Origin of the sequence: Microbacterium sp. NPDC019599 (assembly GCF_040632175.1) — a bacterium.
Lineage (GTDB): Bacteria > Actinomycetota > Actinomycetes > Actinomycetales > Microbacteriaceae > Microbacterium.
In genome coordinates this window covers 623,401-637,985 of record NZ_JBEYBL010000001.1, presented here as the reverse complement: position 1 = coordinate 637,985, position 14,585 = coordinate 623,401, and the positions used below count along the sequence as shown (strand labels likewise).

The following is a 14,585-nucleotide window of genomic DNA, read 5'->3' as shown; positions in this document are numbered from 1 at the left end:
CGCGCTCGCCCCCGCCGCTCGACATGAGCGGTCACGACGCGCGCCGCGCCGGTGGGAGGATGGAAGAGTGACTTCCGGTGAGCATGACGTGACAGCACACGGACCGGCGACGGTCCCCTTCGCCTCGGATGCCGCGGCATCCGGTGCCCCGCACATCGAGGTCCCCGTCGCCTACGACGGGATCCTCCTCGCGAGCTTCGGCGGCCCCGAGGGGCAGGAGGACGTCATCCCGTTCCTCCGCAATGTGACGCGGGGCCGCGGCATCCCCGATGAGCGCCTCGAGGAGGTCGCGCACCACTACCGCCACTTCGGCGGAGTGAGTCCCATCAACGAGCAGAACCGCGCGCTCAAGGCCGCACTCGAGGACGAGCTGGCCCTGCGGGGCATCGACCTCCCCGTCTACTGGGGCAACCGCAACTGGGCGCCGTACCTCGACGAGGCGGTGAAGGATGCCGCGGCAGCCGGTCACACGAACCTCATCGCGATCGCGACCAGCGCGTACAGCTCGTTCTCGAGCTGCCGGCAGTACCGCGAGGACTTCGCGCGCGTGCTGACCGAGACGGGACTCGCGGGCACCGTGACGATCGACAAGGTGCGCCAGTTCTTCGACCACCCCGGATTCGTCGCGCCGTTCGAGGCGGGCGTGCGCGACGCGATCGGCGGCTTCCGCGCCGACGGCGTCGCGCCCGCCGAGATCCGCGTCCTGTTCTCGACCCACAGCGTCCCGACGGCCGACGCGCAGCGCTCCGGCCCGCGCGACGTCGACTGGGGCGAGGGCGGAGCCTACGCCGCGCAGCACCTCGCGGTCGCGCAGCGCATCATGACGGCCCTCGCCGACGAAGATCCCGCGATCGCCGACGTCGGCTGGGAGCTCGTCTACCAGTCGCGGTCGGGCCCGCCGTCGCAGCCGTGGCTCGAGCCCGACATCAACGACGTCATCGCGGGGCTTCCGGATGCCGGCATCCGGGCGGTCGCGATCGTCCCGCTCGGGTTCGTGAGCGACCACATGGAGGTCCTGTGGGACCTCGACACCGAGGCGATGGAAGCCGCGGGCGAGGCCGGGATCCGCGCCGTCCGCACGCCGACCCCCGGCGTCGACCCCGCCTACGTGGCGGGACTCATCGACCTCGTGCTGGAACGCGTCGCGGGCACGCCCGTGAGCGAGCGACCGCACGAGACGGCGCTCGGTCCGTGGTTCGACGTGTGCCGCCCCGCATGCTGCGAGAACGTCCGCGCGGGCTTCAAGCCGGCGGCCGCCGGCATCGCCCCCTGACGTCACGCGCCGATCCCCGTTCCGCCCCGCTCCCTAGGATTGGACCCATGCGCATCCACATCGCGACCGACCATGCCGGCCTCGAGTTCTCGACGCAGCTGCAGCACCACCTCGCCGCGCAGGGGCACGAGGTGATCGACCACGGCCCGCTCGACTACGACGCGCTCGACGATTACCCGTCGTTCTGCATCCGCGCCGCCCAGGCCGTCGTCCGCGACCAGGAGGCCGGGGTCGAGGCGCTCGGCGTCGTCTTCGGCGGGTCCGGCAACGGCGAGCAGATCGCGGCCAACAAGGTGCGCGGCATCCGCGCGGCGCTCGTGTGGAACATCGCGACGGCCGAGCTCGCGCGCGAGCACAACGACGCGAACGTCATCTCGATCGGCGCCCGCCAGCACACGTTCGAGGAAGCGGCCTCCTTCATCGACCGCTTCGTCGAGACCCCCTTCTCGCACGAGGAGCGGCACGCACGGCGCATCCGCCAGGTCGGCGCGTACGAGACCGACGGCAGCCTCGAGCCCGACCCCCGTGCGACTCCCGCGAACGGCCTGCACGCTCCCACGGGCGGCGAGTCGTCCGACTCGATGGACCCCGAAGCCGGCTGATGCCGGAGGGTCATTCCGTCCACCGCATCGCGCGCCAGTTCGACCGCAACTTCGTCGGCCGGCCCGTCTTGGCGTCGAGCCCGCAGGGGCGCTTCGTCGAGGGTGCCGCGCTCCTCGACGGTCGCGAGGCCGTGTCGGTCCGGGCGGTGGGCAAGCAGATGTTCCTCGCCTTCGAGGACGACCTGTGGCTGCGCGTGCACCTCGGCATGTACGGCGCGTGGGACTTCGCGGGCGAGATCATCATCGACCCCACGATCGCGTCGTCGAACGGGCGCATAGGGCACACGAACCAGCGCGGGACGATCGTCGAAGACGAGCCGATCCTGGATTCCGCGGGGGAGAACTCGCTGACCTCGATCGGCGCGCCGCGGCGCACCCGCGTGCACGTGCGCATGTCGGAGCAGACGACGGGGCTCCCCGAGGACGACGGCGAGTGGCCGCCGCCCGTCGTCGGGCAGGTCCGGCTGCGGCTGCTGACGGAGGTCACGTGCGCCGACCTGCGGGGCCCCACGGCGTGCGAGCTGCAGTCGCCGGACCAGGTCGCCGCGACGATCGCGAAGCTCGGCCCCGACCCCCTCGTCGACGACATCGCGGAGGGGGAGGAGCGGTTCACCGCGCTCGTGCGGCGCAAGCCGACGCCCATCGGGCTCCTCCTCATGGACCAGACCGTCGTGAGCGGCATCGGCAACGTGTACCGCGCCGAACTCCTGTATCGCGCACGGCTCGATCCCCACACTCCCGGCCGCGACGTGCCGGAGGAAGTCGTGCGCGGGCTGTGGCGCGACTGGGTGCGGCTTCTGTCGATCGGCGTCGAGACCGGCCAGATGATGACGATGGACGACCTCGATCCCGACGCGTGGCGCGCCGCGATGGCCAGCCGCGACGACCGCCACTGGGTCTACCACCGGACGGGCCTGCCGTGCCGCACGTGCGGCACGGCGATCGTCATGGAGGAGATGGGCGCGCGCAAGCTCTACTGGTGCCCCTACTGCCAGCGTTGACGCTCGCGCGCGGCTGACCTGACCGCGGCGCCGGAGGACGGCATCCGAGATCCTAGGCTGGAGCCATGCGCCAGAACCCGAGCTTCGCGATGACGGATGTCACCGAGCTGCGCCGCCTCATCGACCGCAATCCGTGGATGACCCTCGTCAGCTCGACCGACGAGGGACTCGTCGCCTCGCACTACGCCGTCCTCCTCGACGAGGACCGCGACGACCTCACGATCGTCGGTCACGTCGGCAGGCCGGACGACCTCATCCACGGCCTCGGGGAGCGCGAGCTGCTCGTCGTCGTGCAGGGTCCGCACGGCTACATCTCGCCCGGCTGGTACGGCGACGGGACCCAGGTGCCGACCTGGAACTTCGTGTCGGCGCATCTGTCGGGCGTGCCCGAGATCCTGAGCGGCGAGGAGAACCTCCGGGTCCTCGACCGGCTCGTCGCGCGCTTCGAGAACCGGATGCCGGAGCCCCGCCTCCTGTGGAAGCCGCCGAACGATCCTGCCTACGTCGAGCGCCTCGAGAAGGGCACGGTCGGCTTCCGGCTGACGCCGACGCGGGTCGTGGCGAAGCGGAAGCTGAGTCAGAACAAGACGCCCGATGTCGTCGAGACGATCATCGCCGAGCTGAGCGGAGACGGCGCATACGCGAACCCGTCCCTCGCGGCCGAGATGCGGCGCGCCCACGACGCGATGCGGAAGCCGGCGTGACGGCGGTCGGCCAGTCCGTCGGGACGATCACGGGGGTCCGCATCGCGGGTCCCGGCAGTGAGCTGCTGCCCCACGAGGGTCCGTTCGACGTCTTCCTGGCGGACGGCGTCATCGCCGACATCGCCCCGGCCGGCGCGCTCGCCCCGAGCGGTGCGGTGGTCGATGGGGACGGCGGGACGCTCATCCCGGGGCTGTGGGACCACCACGTCCACGTCATGCAGTGGGCGCTCGTGTCGCAGCGGGTCCCGCTCGGTCCCGCGACCTCGGCCGCGCACGCTGCGGCGCTCATGGCCGACGCCCCCGTCATCGAGGGCCGCCGCGTCGGGATGGGCTTCCGCGACGCCTTCTGGGGCGACGAGCCGACGCTCGAGCTCCTCGACGCCGCGACGGGGGATACGCCCGCCTACCTCATCAACGCCGACGTGCACAGCGTGTGGCTCAACTCCGCGGCGCTGCGCCGCGAGGGATTCGAGTCCGACGGATCGGGCCTCCTGCGCGAGGAGCCCGCGTTCGAGATCTCGCGACGGCTCAACCTCGTGGATCCCGCGACGGGTGACCGGCTCGTCCAGGAGATGGCGAGGGATGCCGCGTCCCGCGGCATCGTGGGGCTCGTCGACCTCGACATGGCGTGGAACGAGGAGCCGTGGGCGCGCCGGACGCGCGGCGGCTTCGACACGCTGCGCGTCGAATTCGGGATCTACCCCGAGCACCTCGCCCGCGCCCTCGCCGAGGGACTGCAGACCGGCGATGTCGCGCGGGGAGCGGCATCGGACCTCGCCCGCGTCGGGGCGCTCAAGGTCATCACGGACGGGTCGCTGGGCACGCGGACGGCCGCGTGCTCGCACTCGTATCCGGGCGACCCGCACAACCACGGACTCCTCACGGTCGACCCCGCAAGCCTCGTCGACCTCATGACGCAGGCGACGGGCGGGGGCCTCGCGTGCGCCATCCACGCGATCGGCGACGTCGCGAACTCGCACGCCCTCGACGCGTACTCCGTGACGGGGGCCGTGGGCACCATCGAGCACGCGCAGCTCGTCGCGCACGCCGACATCCCGCGGTTCGGTCGCCTCGGCGTCACGGCGAGCGTCCAGCCCGAGCACGCCGTCGACGACCGCGACCTCACGGACACGATCTGGGCGGGGCAGACGGCGATGCCGTATCCGCTCGCAGCGCTCGCGGCGACGGGCGCGAACCTCGTGCTCGGCTCGGACGCGCCGGTGTCGCCGCTGGACCCGTGGGCTGCGCTCGCGGCCGCGGTCCACCGGACGCGCGACGGCCGCGAGCCGTGGCATCCCGATCAGGCGCTCGACCCGACGACGGCGCTCGCCGCCTCGACGCACGGCGGATCGCTCAATGCCGCGACGATCGCGCCGGGTGCCCTCGCGGACTTGGCCCTGTGCGAGACCGACCCCTTCACGGCGGGGGAGAGCGCGCTTCGATCGACGCGCGTCGCGGCGACCCTCCTCGGCGGACGCCTGACCCACGTCGGCTGATACGGGGGCCAGCCCCCGGGTGGTTCCGGGAGCGGGTCGGATGCCGCACCACACTGCGATTCGGGAGGCTGGGGGAGACCGAGGAGTTGAGATGAGCACATCGACGGGTGTCCCCGCCGTCAGCAGGGGATTCTGGGCCGCGTACGGAGAACTCTGGAAGCGGGTGCCGGGCAACGCCGTGTACCTGCTGGCCGTGTTCGTGCTCGCGATGACCTCGCTGAGCGTCCTCGCAAGCCTGTTCTGGACCGGCGTCGGGCTCCTCGTCCTCGTCATCGGCCTGCCCCTCGTCGTGGGCGCGCTGCTCGTCGCACGCGGATTCGGCGTGGCGGACCGGTTCCTCCTGCTCCTGACGGGCCTCCCCGAGATCCCCGAGCCCGAGTGGAACCGCGACTCGGTCGAGCGCACCGGCTTCTGGGCCGTCCTCAGCAGACCGCTTCGGAACGCGCACTACTGGCTCTATCTCGTGCACGGCATGATCGTGAGCCCGATCCTGAGCATCATCTCGTTCACCCTCACGGTCGTGTGGCTGAGCGTGAGCCTCGGCGGTCTGACCTACTGGTTCTGGGGCCTCTTCCTGCCGCGCGACGGCAACGAGTGGGGACAGTACGTCGCGCAGGCGATGCCGCGCGTCTTCGGCGGCTGGTCGTCGTGGGCGGTCGAGGTGACGCTGTACCTCGTCGCCGGCATCCTGTTCGCGATCACCCTGCCGTGGGTGCTCCGCGGTCTCTCGCTCGCGCACCACGGCGTGGCCCAGGGCATGCTCGGCCGCTGGCAGTCCGACGACCTCGCCGCAGAGGTGCGGGCCGAGGCGGCCGCGCGCAGCGCCGCCGTGATCGCGGAGGACATGTCGCTGCGCCGGCTCGAGCGCGACATCCATGACGGTCCGCAGCAGCGTCTCGTCCGCCTGCAGATGGACCTCGCGTCCCTCGAGCGGCGGGCCGAGGCGGGCGATGCGGATGCCGCGGCCGAGCTCGCCCGCGAGGCTCGCGGTCACGCGAAGGCCGCACTCGACGAGCTGCGCGCCCTCTCGTCCGGCGTCGCCCCGCCTCTTCTCCAGGACCGCGGCCTCGCGGCGGCGCTCGAGGCGCTCGCGATGGGCAGCGCGGTCCCGACGCGCATCGAACTCGATCCCGCCGTCGACGCCGCCGCATCCCCCGAGATGGCGCGGACCGTGTACTTCATCGTCGCCGAGCTGCTCACGAATGTCGCGAAGCACTCCGGCGCCTCGGCGGCGACGCTGCGGGCGTGGGTGCGACCCGCGAATCCGGGTGAGCCGACGACGCTCGACGTGTGGCTCGTCGACAACGGGCGCGGCGGCGCGCGGCTCTCGCCCGGCCACGGGCTGGAGGGCCTGCGTGATCGCGCGCACGGCCTGCGCGGCGAACTCGAGCTCCAGTCGCCCCTCGGCGGACCGACCACCGTCGGCGTGCACATCCCGATCCCCGCAACTGCGCCTTCGCCGCGGAGCGCATCATGAGCGCCGCCTATCCTGAGCCCGTGCCCACGGATCCGCTGCGCATCGTGCTCGTCGAGGACTCGGTCCTGCTGCGCGAGGGACTCGTCCGGCTCTTCGACGAGGCCGGGTACACGACGGCGGGCGCGTGGGGCGACGCCGACGACATCGTCGCGCGCGTGCGGGATGCCGCGGCCGACGTCGCCGTGCTCGACGTGCGGCTGCCTCCAGGGTTCCGCGACGAGGGCATCCGCGCCGCCGTCGCGCTGCGCGCGGCCCTCCCCGATCTCGGCATCCTCGTGCTGAGCCAGTACGTCGAAGGCGTCTACGCCCGCGAGCTCCTCGCCGGCGGCGAGGGCGGCATCGGCTACCTCCTCAAGGACCGCGTCACGTCGCTGGAGGAGTTCACGGATGCTGTCCAGCGCGTCCGCACGGGCGGCACCGTGCTCGATCCGCTCGTCGTACGGGGCCTCCTCGCGGCTCGCCCGGATCCGCTCGCGCGGCTGACGCCGAGGGAGCGCGAGGTCCTCGAGCTCATGGCCGAAGGACGCAGCAACTCCGCCATCGCCCAGCGCCTCTTCATCGGAGTGGGAGCCGTCGAGAAGCACATCAGTGCCATCTTCGCCAAGCTCGGGCTCGAGGAGTCCGCGACCGAGCACCGCCGCGTGCTCGCGGTGCTCGCGTTCCTGCAGCACGGCTGAGCGACGGCATCCGGCTGCGACGAAGCCCCCGGGGTCGTCCGGGGGCTTCGTCGTTCAGCGTCTGCTCGGATCACTCCGCGAGGTGGGCACCCTTCGATACGGCCGCGGAGCGGCCTACTCAGGGGCCGGGCCCGCACCGCCGCGTGCGGTTTGCTTACTCCGCGAGGTGCGCACCCTTCGATACGGCCGCGGAGCGGCCTACTCAGGGGCCGGGCCCGCACCGCCGCGTACGGTTTGCTTACTCCGCGAGGTGCGCACCCTTCGATACGGCCGCGGAGCGGCCTACTCAGGGACCGGGCCCGCACCGCCGCGTGCGGTTTGCTTACTCCGCCAGGTGCGCAAAGAGGAACCAGCGGTCCTTCTCGAGCGACTCCTTGATCGCCAGGGCGATGTCCTGGCTCGCGAGGTCGATCTCGTCGAGACCGTCGATCGCGGCCTGCACGTCGGCGATGACGACGTCCATGTCGGCGATGATCGCGCGGACGACGTCCTCCCACTGGGCGAAGCCGGCCGGGACGGCGGTGGCCTTGACCTTGTCGTTCACGGTCGCCAGGCGCGCGTCGATCGGCAGTCCGAGCGCCACGATGCGCTCCGCCGCGTCGTCGGCGCCGGTCTGCGCGTGCGCCACGACCGAGTCGAGCACCTCGTGGATCGCGATGAAGTTCGCGCCGCGGACGTTCCAGTGGGCCTGCTTCCCGTTGACGGCCAGGGCCTGCAGCCCGAGCGCGACGGGCGTGAGGAACTGGGCGGTGCCGGCGGCGACCTCGGGGCCTGCCGCGGTGGCGGGAGTCGTGTGGGTCTTCGTCATGTCAATCCCTCCGAAAGTGGACGATTCCTGTGTCGTCTGTGCCAACGCTACTCAGCACGATGCATTCCGCAAGCAAGCTGAGGCTGGGCTCACTCAGCCTCGACGCCTCCCGTAATGTCGGGTCATGAGCATCGCCGCAGACGCCTCCGTCCTCTCGCTGCCCGGCAAGACGCCGTCCATCGATCCGACCGCATTCGTCGCCTCCGGTGCTCGCATCGTCGGCGCCGTGACCCTCGGCGAGGGAGCGAGCGTCTGGTACAACGCCGTCGTGCGCGGCGACAGCGACGCCATCACTGTCGGGGAGGGCAGCAACCTCCAGGACAACGTCGCTGTGCACGTCGATGCGGGGCATCCCACCGTCATCGGTCGGAACGTCTCGGTGGGCCACAACGCAGTCGTCCACGGCTGCTCGATCGGCGACGGCTCGCTCATCGGGATGGGCAGCGTCGTGCTGTCCGGCGCCGTCATCGGTGAGGGATGCCTCGTCGCCGGCGGCGCCGTCGTGCTGGAGGGTTCCCAGATCCCGGCCGGCTCGCTCGTCGCGGGCGTCCCGGCGAAGGTGCGGCGCGAGCTGACAGCCGAGGAGCGGGCGGGGATCCTCCGCAATGCCGAGACCTATCGCGCGCATCTCGCGACGCACGAGTCCGCCACGGACGCCGGGGCCTGACATGCGCATCGATTCGCTCCAGCCCGGCGAAGTGTTCGTCTTCGGCTCCAACGCGCAGGGGGCGCACGGCGGGGGAGCAGCGCGATTCGCGTACGACCGCTTCGGCGCCGTGTGGGGGCAGTCCGAGGGCCTCCAGGGACAGTCGTACGGCATCGACACGATGTCGGGCCTCGCCGTGTTCGAGGAGCAGGCGGTGCGTTTCGTCGCCTTCGCGGGCGAGCATCCCGAGCTCCGCTTCCTCGTGACGGAGGTCGGCTGCGGCATCGCGGGCTACACGCCGGAGGAGGTCGCCGGCTTCTTCCGCGGTGCCCCGGAGAACGTCGTGCTGCCTGAGAGTTTCGCCAAGGTGCTCGGCTCCGCGAGCGCATGAGGGGCGCGGGCGCAAGCCCCTCGGGGGTACGGGAGCGTCCGCTTAGCCTGACGATCCGCGGTGGGTACCGCCCGTCAGGAAGGGGCCCCGCATGTCCCATCAGGCCGAAGCGTCCGAAACACGCCTCGCCGACATCTTCTTCACGATCATCCTGTGCGTCTGCGCCGGCTTCGTGTCGGCCGTCCTCATCCTGTTCGCCCTGGTCTGGGCCGGACACGAGGGCGACGCCGACAACTGGGCGATCGCCCTCGGCATCGTCGGGCCGGTCCTCGTGACGCTCGTGGGTGTCGTCTCCGCCGTCGTCAGGGTGCTCCGAGGCCGTCGCGGCTGGCGTGTGGCCCTCCTCACGATCGCGGGGAGCATCTTCGTGTGGTGGCTCGCGTCGCTGCTCGCCGCCGGCTGAGCCCTGTTCGGCGGAGCGGGACCGCCCGCGGGCGTGTCGCTTCGGACGGCATCCACGCGAATGCCCCCGCGGGCGACCTTCGGCCGTCCGCGGGGGCATTGGAGGGGATGACGGGAATCGGCCACTCCGCCCCTCCACGCGCCGACTTCGTCGTCGCGCGGAGCCTCTGGCGGAGCGGGACCGCCCGCGAGCGTGTCGCTTCGGACGGCATCCACGCGAAAGCCCCCGCGGACGACCTTCGGCCGTCCGCGGGGGCATTGGAGGGGATGACGGGAATCGAACCCGCACCATCAGTTTGGAAGACTGAGGCTCTGCCATTGAGCTACATCCCCGAGTGCGCCAGGCGCACCGGTCGATTCTAATACACGGGAATCAGTCGCCCTGGACCGGCGGGTGGTTCACCCCCCGATGGACCTCGTAGATGCGCGTGTGCTTCATGCCTTCGCTGTGGTCGACGATGGGCTTGTCGTCCATGAAGAGGCGGATGACGTGCGCGAGCTCGTCGGGGTGACTGAAGTTGATGGCGTGCGCAGCCGTCTCCATCGACACCGCCAGCACGTGGTTGTCGGTCTGCGAGGCGACCTCCTGCACGCGGGCGGCGCCGGGCAGCAGCGGGTCCCGCTCGCCGAGCACGACGAGAGTCGGCAGGCGCAGCTCCAGCAGCCGCTGCAGCGTCGGGTACTGCGTGAGGGCCTTGAACATCTTGAAGGTGCTCGGCACGCCGAACCGCAGGTAGTCGGGGGTTGCGACGCCGACCATCTTGACGGGCTCCCGCCCGCCGTCCTTGCTGAGCTGGCCGATGGCCCGCGCGAGCGGCTGATTGTGGATGCCGCCTGCGGGGGAGACGAGCACGGCGCGCTCTATGCGATCGGGGTAGTGGTGTGCGAACTCGCAGATGACGGGGCATCCCATCGAGTTGCCGACGAGCGTGGCCTTCTCGACTCCCCGATCGTCCAGGAATCGGGCGGCGGCGTGGGCGAGGTCGGGGACGTCGAGCGCGTTCGGGGCCTTGCCGCTGCGCCCGAAGCCGGGCAGATCCGGCACAAGCGTGTGGAATTCGTCGGCGAGCTTCTCGGCCGTCGGAAGGAGATAGCGACCGGACAGGCCGAATCCGTGCACGTGCATCATGACGCGGGCGTCCGGCGGGTTGACCGACTCGCGATAGAACACGTCGATGCCGTCGACGAGCGTCCAGCGCTCCGCGAGCGTCGTCTGCGGGCGACGCGGATGCATCCGCCTGCGATGCCGGTAGTTCGGTGCGTCGTCGATGCGGCTCATCCTGCGCGTCCTTTCGGTCCCCGAAGAAGAACGTCCCACCCGGCGCGAGGCTCGTCAACTCCCGGCCGATGACCTGCGCTCAGGTGAGGCCCACGCGAGTCGGCTAGACTTCTGGGGGCCGTTCGGCGTACGCGCGCGTGCGCACCCGCCCGGGGCGTAGCTCAGCTTGGTAGAGCGCCCGCTTTGGGAGCGGGAGGCCGCAGGTTCAAATCCTGTCGCCCCGACATCACGGCCCCTCAGAACTCACGACCCAGACCTTCATCCGCGCGTGTGCGCGGTACACACGAGGAGAACGAACAGGCATGGTCAACAGCACCGTCGAGAAGCTCAGCCCGACCCGGGTGAAGCTGCACATCACGGTCACCCCGGATGAGCTCAAGCCCAGCATCAAGCACGCGTACGAGCACATCGCGCAGGACGTGCAGATCCCCGGCTTCCGCAAGGGCAAGGTCCCCGCGCCCATCATCGACCAGCGCATCGGCCGCACGGCGGTCCTCGAGCACGCCGTGAGCGAGGGTCTCGACACCTTCTACCGCGAAGCCGTCGCCGCCAACGAGGTGCGGGTCCTCGGCCGTCCCAAGGCCGAGGTCACCGAGTGGCCGAGCGAGAAGGACTTCTCGGGCGACCTGCAGGTCGAGGTCGAGGTCGACATCCGTCCCGAGTTCGAGCTCCCCGAGCTCGAGGGCACGACGGTCACCGTCGACGCCGCCGAGGTCGACGAGGCCGCGATCGACGCCGAGCTGGAGCGCCTGCGCGGCCGCTTCGGCACGCTCGTGACGGTCGACCGTCCCGCCGCGAATGGCGACTTCGTCGAGCTCGACCTCGTCGCGACGATCGACGGCAACGAGATCGACCGCGCCGAGGGCGTCTCCTACGAGGTCGGCTCGGGCGAGCTCCTCGAGGGCATCGACGAGGCGATCGACTCGCTCACCGCGGACGAGGACACGACGTTCCGCTCGAAGCTCGTCGGCGGCGACCACGCCGGCGAGGAGGCCGAGGTCTCGGTCACCGTCAAGGCCGTCAAGGAGCGCGAGCTTCCCGAGGCCGACGACGACTTCGCCCAGATGGCGAGCGAGTTCGACACCATCGCCGAGCTGCGTGACAGCCTCAAGGAGCGCGTCGGCCAGCAGTCGGCGTTCACGCAGGGCGCCGCGGCTCGCGACAAGCTCATCGAGCAGCTCCTCGAGCAGGTCGAGATCCCCGTTCCCGCGCAGCTCGTCGAGGACGAGGTGCACAACCACCTCGAGGGCGAGGGCCGTCTCGAGGACGACGTGCACCGCGCCGAGGTGACCGAGGCGAGCGAGAAGCAGTTCCGCACGCAGATGCTGCTCGACGCGATCGCCGAGAAGTACGAGGTCCAGGTCGCTCAGGACGAGCTCACGCAGTATCTCATCCAGTCCGCCGCCCAGTACGGCATGGCCCCGCAGGACTTCGTCAACGCGCTGCAGGAGAACAACCAGCTGCCCGCAATGGTCGGCGAGGTCGCCCGCAACAAGGCCCTCGCGGTCGCGCTCGGCAAGGTCTCGGTCGTCGACACCAACGGCGCCGCTGTCGACCTGACGGGCTTCGTCGCGGTCGATGACGAGGACGAGGTCGTCGAGGAGGCCGAGGAGATCGCCGACGCCGCCGCCGAGGCCGACGAGATCATCGAGGCCGAAGAGGCCGAGGTCGCCGAGGAGAAGCCCGCCAAGAAGGCGCGCAAGACCACCAAGAAGGACGCCGAGTAAGGCGAACCATTGACCCGAGGGGGACGGATGCTGGACAGCATCCGTCCCCTTCCTCGTTGTGAGGAGAACCTGTGGACTGGGAAGACCGCGTCGCCGCCGCATGGGCGGCCGATGTCACCGATGCGGAGCGCATCGCGCTGATCGACGCCCTCGCGGCGGAGCGGCCCGAAGGGGACGCCGTGGCGCTGTTCGAGCGCGCCGGAGCGCGCGACTCCGCCGGCCTCGAGGCCGAGGCGGAGCCGCTGTACCGCCGGGCGCTCGACGCCGGGCTCGACGAGGACCGGCGTGTGCAGGCCGTCATCCAGCTCGCGAGCACGATCCGCAACCTGGGGAAGGTCGACGAGAGCCTCGCCCTCCTGCGCGCCGAGTACGAGAAGGGGTCGGATGCTGCGCTCCACGACGCGGCGGCGGCCTTCTATGCGCTCGCGCTGGTGTCGTCCGGGGATGCTGTGCGGGCGGCGTCCGTCGCCCTTCAGGCGCTCGCGCCGCATCTTCCGCGCTACACGCGATCGGTGACCGGCTACGCCCGAGAGCTGGTCTGACGCGCCTCTTCTCTGCCCACGGCGAACACGGCCGGGTCGCCCGCGGCGCCCCGGTAGATTCTTTGCAGACCACGGAAACAGGAGTGAACATGGCCGAACCCCTTGTCGCGACGAGCGTCTTCGACAGGCTGCTGAAGGACCGCATCATCTGGCTGGGCTCGGAGGTGCGCGACGACAACGCCAACGAGATCTGCGCGAAGATCCTCCTTCTCGCGGCCGAGGACTCGCAGAAGGACATCTACCTCTACATCAACTCGCCCGGCGGATCGATCACGGCCGGCATGGCGATCTACGACACGATGCAGTTCGTCCCGAACGACATCGTGACGGTCGGCATCGGCATGGCCGCCTCGATGGGCCAGCTGCTCCTCACGAGCGGCACGAAGGGCAAGCGCTACATCACGCCCAATGCGCGCGTCCTGCTGCACCAGCCGCACGGCGGCTTCGGCGGCACGGCGAGCGACATCCAGACGCAGGCGCAGCTCATCCTCGACATGAAGCGCCGCCTGGCCGAGATCACGGCGGCGCAGACGGGCAAGAGCGTCGAGCAGATCAACGCCGACGGTGACCGCGACCGCTGGTTCGGCGCCGAGGAGGCGCTCGAGTACGGCTTCGTCGACCACATCCGCGAGCACGCCGTGGACGTCCACGGCGGCGGCGGAACCGCGAACTGACCCGGCCGAAGGCGAAAGAGAGATCATCCGAATGAACACCCCGACCTTCGGCATCCCGGCCGGCGCCCACTGGGGCTCCGCCCCGGACCCCCGGCTCGCGGGCGCGCCCCAGAGCCTGCATGTCCCGAACAGCCGGTACATCCTGCCCCAGTTCGAAGAGCGCACGGCCTACGGCTACAAGCGTCAGGACCCGTACAACAAGCTCTTCGAGGACCGCGTCATCTTCCTCGGTGTGCAGGTCGACGACGCGTCCGCCGACGACGTCATGGCCCAGCTCCTCGTCCTCGAGAGCCAGGACCCCGACCGCGACATCATCATGTACATCAACTCGCCCGGCGGCTCGTTCACGGCCATGACGGCGATCTACGACACGATGCAGTACGTCTCGCCGTCGATCCAGACGGTCGTCCTCGGGCAGGCAGCGTCCGCCGCGGCCGTGCTGCTGGCCGCCGGCGCCCCCGGCAAGCGCCTCGCGCTGCCCAACGCGCGCATCCTCATCCACCAGCCCGCGATGGGCGAGGCGGGGCACGGGCAGGCGTCCGACATCGAGATCCAGGCGCAGGAGATCCTCCGCATGCGCACGTGGCTCGAGCAGACCCTCTCGAAGCACTCGAACAAGTCCGTCGAAGAGGTCAACAAGGACATCGACCGCGACAAGATCCTCTCCGCGGAGGAGGCGGTCGCGTACGGCCTCGTCGATCAGGTACTGACGACGCGCAAGCGCGGGCAGGCCGCGATCACGCGCTGACCATCGCACCGAGCCCCGCCGTCCGCACGGACGGCGGGGCTCCGTTCGTGCGCGGGGGCTCCCATCGGTCCGCGGTTTCGTCACAAGCGGGGCTCCGTCGTGCCCGGCGTTCCGCCGTGAGCGGACACCGCGCGGCCC

Annotated in this window: 16 protein-coding genes and 2 tRNA genes; 15 read left to right on the top strand and 3 right to left on the bottom strand. The window is 70.8% G+C overall.

The genetic code is table 11. The features are described 5' to 3' along the window. Positions 1-67 precede the first annotated feature (67 nt). The 7 genes from ABZ477_RS02890 to ABZ477_RS02860 all read left to right on the top strand — a co-directional run bounded on the left by ABZ477_RS02890 (position 68) and on the right by ABZ477_RS02860 (position 7,230). Entirely contained in the window at positions 68-1,273 is a 1,206-nt protein-coding gene (locus ABZ477_RS02890) for a ferrochelatase (RefSeq protein WP_360127537.1), read from the top strand. A 47-nt stretch (positions 1,274-1,320) separates the two neighbouring features. Then, positions 1,321-1,875, top strand: coding sequence for a ribose-5-phosphate isomerase (locus ABZ477_RS02885; RefSeq protein WP_360127534.1), 555 nt, complete (start codon positions 1,321-1,323; stop codon positions 1,873-1,875). Beyond that, entirely contained in the window at positions 1,875-2,876 is a 1,002-nt protein-coding gene (locus ABZ477_RS02880) for a DNA-formamidopyrimidine glycosylase family protein (RefSeq protein ID WP_360127531.1), read from the top strand. The genes ABZ477_RS02885 and ABZ477_RS02880 overlap by 1 nt, the downstream gene beginning before the upstream one ends. 65 nt (positions 2,877-2,941) lie before the next feature. Further along, positions 2,942-3,580, top strand: coding sequence for an FMN-binding negative transcriptional regulator (locus ABZ477_RS02875; RefSeq protein WP_360127528.1), 639 nt, complete (start codon positions 2,942-2,944; stop codon positions 3,578-3,580). Beyond that, positions 3,577-5,076, top strand: coding sequence for an amidohydrolase family protein (locus ABZ477_RS02870; protein ID WP_360127525.1), 1,500 nt, complete (start codon positions 3,577-3,579; stop codon positions 5,074-5,076). The genes ABZ477_RS02875 and ABZ477_RS02870 overlap by 4 nt, the downstream gene beginning before the upstream one ends. Before the next feature lie 91 nt (positions 5,077-5,167). Continuing rightward, positions 5,168-6,553 carry a sensor domain-containing protein gene (locus ABZ477_RS02865; protein WP_360127522.1) on the top strand — a complete coding sequence of 462 codons (1,386 nt, stop codon included), beginning with the start codon at positions 5,168-5,170 and terminating at the stop codon, positions 6,551-6,553. Next, the gene (locus tag ABZ477_RS02860; protein WP_360127519.1) at positions 6,550-7,230 is read left to right on the top strand and encodes a response regulator transcription factor; all 681 of its coding nucleotides are present in this window, start codon (positions 6,550-6,552) and stop codon (positions 7,228-7,230) included. Before ABZ477_RS02865 ends, ABZ477_RS02860 begins: the two co-directional genes overlap by 4 nt. A 322-nt stretch (positions 7,231-7,552) precedes the next feature. On the opposite strand, the gene ABZ477_RS02855 is transcribed toward ABZ477_RS02860, so the two are convergent. Continuing rightward, the gene (locus ABZ477_RS02855) at positions 7,553-8,038 is read right to left on the bottom strand and encodes a DNA starvation/stationary phase protection protein (protein ID WP_360127517.1); all 486 of its coding nucleotides are present in this window, start codon (positions 8,036-8,038) and stop codon (positions 7,553-7,555) included. A 124-nt stretch (positions 8,039-8,162) separates the two neighbouring features. Here ABZ477_RS02855 and ABZ477_RS02850 point away from each other — a divergent pair, with 124 nt between their 5' ends. The 3 genes from ABZ477_RS02850 to ABZ477_RS02840 all read left to right on the top strand — a co-directional run bounded on the left by ABZ477_RS02850 (position 8,163) and on the right by ABZ477_RS02840 (position 9,478). Next, positions 8,163-8,705 (top strand): gamma carbonic anhydrase family protein, encoded by a 543-nt coding sequence (locus ABZ477_RS02850; RefSeq protein ID WP_360127514.1) that lies wholly within the window; start codon positions 8,163-8,165, stop codon positions 8,703-8,705. 1 nt (position 8,706) lies between these two features. Continuing rightward, positions 8,707-9,075, top strand: coding sequence for a hypothetical protein (locus tag ABZ477_RS02845; RefSeq protein WP_360127510.1), 369 nt, complete (start codon positions 8,707-8,709; stop codon positions 9,073-9,075). Between the two features lie 91 nt (positions 9,076-9,166). Continuing rightward, the gene (locus ABZ477_RS02840; protein WP_360127507.1) at positions 9,167-9,478 is read left to right on the top strand and encodes a hypothetical protein; all 312 of its coding nucleotides are present in this window, start codon (positions 9,167-9,169) and stop codon (positions 9,476-9,478) included. 258 nt (positions 9,479-9,736) lie between these two features. Here ABZ477_RS02840 and ABZ477_RS02835 read toward each other — a convergent pair. Continuing rightward, positions 9,737-9,810: transfer RNA gene (locus tag ABZ477_RS02835), tRNA-Gly, on the bottom strand. A gap of 40 nt (positions 9,811-9,850) precedes the next feature. Then, on the bottom strand, positions 9,851-10,756 hold the full coding sequence (locus ABZ477_RS02830) for an alpha/beta hydrolase (RefSeq protein ID WP_360127504.1): 906 nt from the start codon (positions 10,754-10,756) through the stop codon (positions 9,851-9,853). Between the two features lie 150 nt (positions 10,757-10,906). Here ABZ477_RS02830 and ABZ477_RS02825 point away from each other — a divergent pair. The 5 genes from ABZ477_RS02825 to ABZ477_RS02805 all read left to right on the top strand — a co-directional run bounded on the left by ABZ477_RS02825 (position 10,907) and on the right by ABZ477_RS02805 (position 14,447). Continuing rightward, a tRNA-Pro gene (locus ABZ477_RS02825) sits at positions 10,907-10,980 on the top strand. A gap of 78 nt (positions 10,981-11,058) precedes the next feature. Continuing rightward, positions 11,059-12,483, top strand: coding sequence for a trigger factor (gene tig / locus ABZ477_RS02820; RefSeq protein WP_360127501.1), 1,425 nt, complete (start codon positions 11,059-11,061; stop codon positions 12,481-12,483). A gap of 71 nt (positions 12,484-12,554) precedes the next feature. Next, positions 12,555-13,025 carry a tetratricopeptide repeat protein gene (locus ABZ477_RS02815; RefSeq protein ID WP_360127498.1) on the top strand — a complete coding sequence of 157 codons (471 nt, stop codon included), beginning with the start codon at positions 12,555-12,557 and terminating at the stop codon, positions 13,023-13,025. Between the two features lie 89 nt (positions 13,026-13,114). Then, positions 13,115-13,699, top strand: a complete 585-nt coding sequence (locus ABZ477_RS02810) for an ATP-dependent Clp protease proteolytic subunit (protein WP_360127495.1) — start codon at positions 13,115-13,117, stop codon at positions 13,697-13,699. Between the two features lie 31 nt (positions 13,700-13,730). Next, complete coding sequence (locus tag ABZ477_RS02805; RefSeq protein ID WP_360127493.1) at positions 13,731-14,447, top strand: ATP-dependent Clp protease proteolytic subunit; 717 nt, start codon at positions 13,731-13,733, stop codon at positions 14,445-14,447. Positions 14,448-14,585 lie beyond the last annotated feature (138 nt).

Bases quoted from the DNA above. Each gene is read 5' to 3' on its own strand.
- ABZ477_RS02865 (WP_360127522.1), top strand. From the start codon at position 5,168: ATGAGCACATCGACGGGTGTCCCCGCCGTCAGCAGGGGATTCTGGGCC.
- ABZ477_RS02845 (WP_360127510.1), top strand. From the start codon at position 8,707: ATGCGCATCGATTCGCTCCAGCCCGGCGAAGTGTTCGTCTTCGGCTCC.
- ABZ477_RS02830 (WP_360127504.1), bottom strand. From the start codon at position 10,756: ATGAGCCGCATCGACGACGCACCGAACTACCGGCATCGCAGGCGGATG.
- ABZ477_RS02850 (WP_360127514.1), top strand. From the start codon at position 8,163: ATGAGCATCGCCGCAGACGCCTCCGTCCTCTCGCTGCCCGGCAAGACG.
- ABZ477_RS02855 (WP_360127517.1), bottom strand. From the start codon at position 8,038: ATGACGAAGACCCACACGACTCCCGCCACCGCGGCAGGCCCCGAGGTC.
- ABZ477_RS02875 (WP_360127528.1), top strand. From the start codon at position 2,942: ATGCGCCAGAACCCGAGCTTCGCGATGACGGATGTCACCGAGCTGCGC.
- tig (WP_360127501.1), top strand. From the start codon at position 11,059: ATGGTCAACAGCACCGTCGAGAAGCTCAGCCCGACCCGGGTGAAGCTG.
- ABZ477_RS02810 (WP_360127495.1), top strand. From the start codon at position 13,115: ATGGCCGAACCCCTTGTCGCGACGAGCGTCTTCGACAGGCTGCTGAAG.
- ABZ477_RS02860 (WP_360127519.1), top strand. From the start codon at position 6,550: ATGAGCGCCGCCTATCCTGAGCCCGTGCCCACGGATCCGCTGCGCATC.
- ABZ477_RS02840 (WP_360127507.1), top strand. From the start codon at position 9,167: ATGTCCCATCAGGCCGAAGCGTCCGAAACACGCCTCGCCGACATCTTC.
- ABZ477_RS02880 (WP_360127531.1), top strand. From the start codon at position 1,875: ATGCCGGAGGGTCATTCCGTCCACCGCATCGCGCGCCAGTTCGACCGC.
- ABZ477_RS02885 (WP_360127534.1), top strand. From the start codon at position 1,321: ATGCGCATCCACATCGCGACCGACCATGCCGGCCTCGAGTTCTCGACG.
- ABZ477_RS02805 (WP_360127493.1), top strand. From the start codon at position 13,731: ATGAACACCCCGACCTTCGGCATCCCGGCCGGCGCCCACTGGGGCTCC.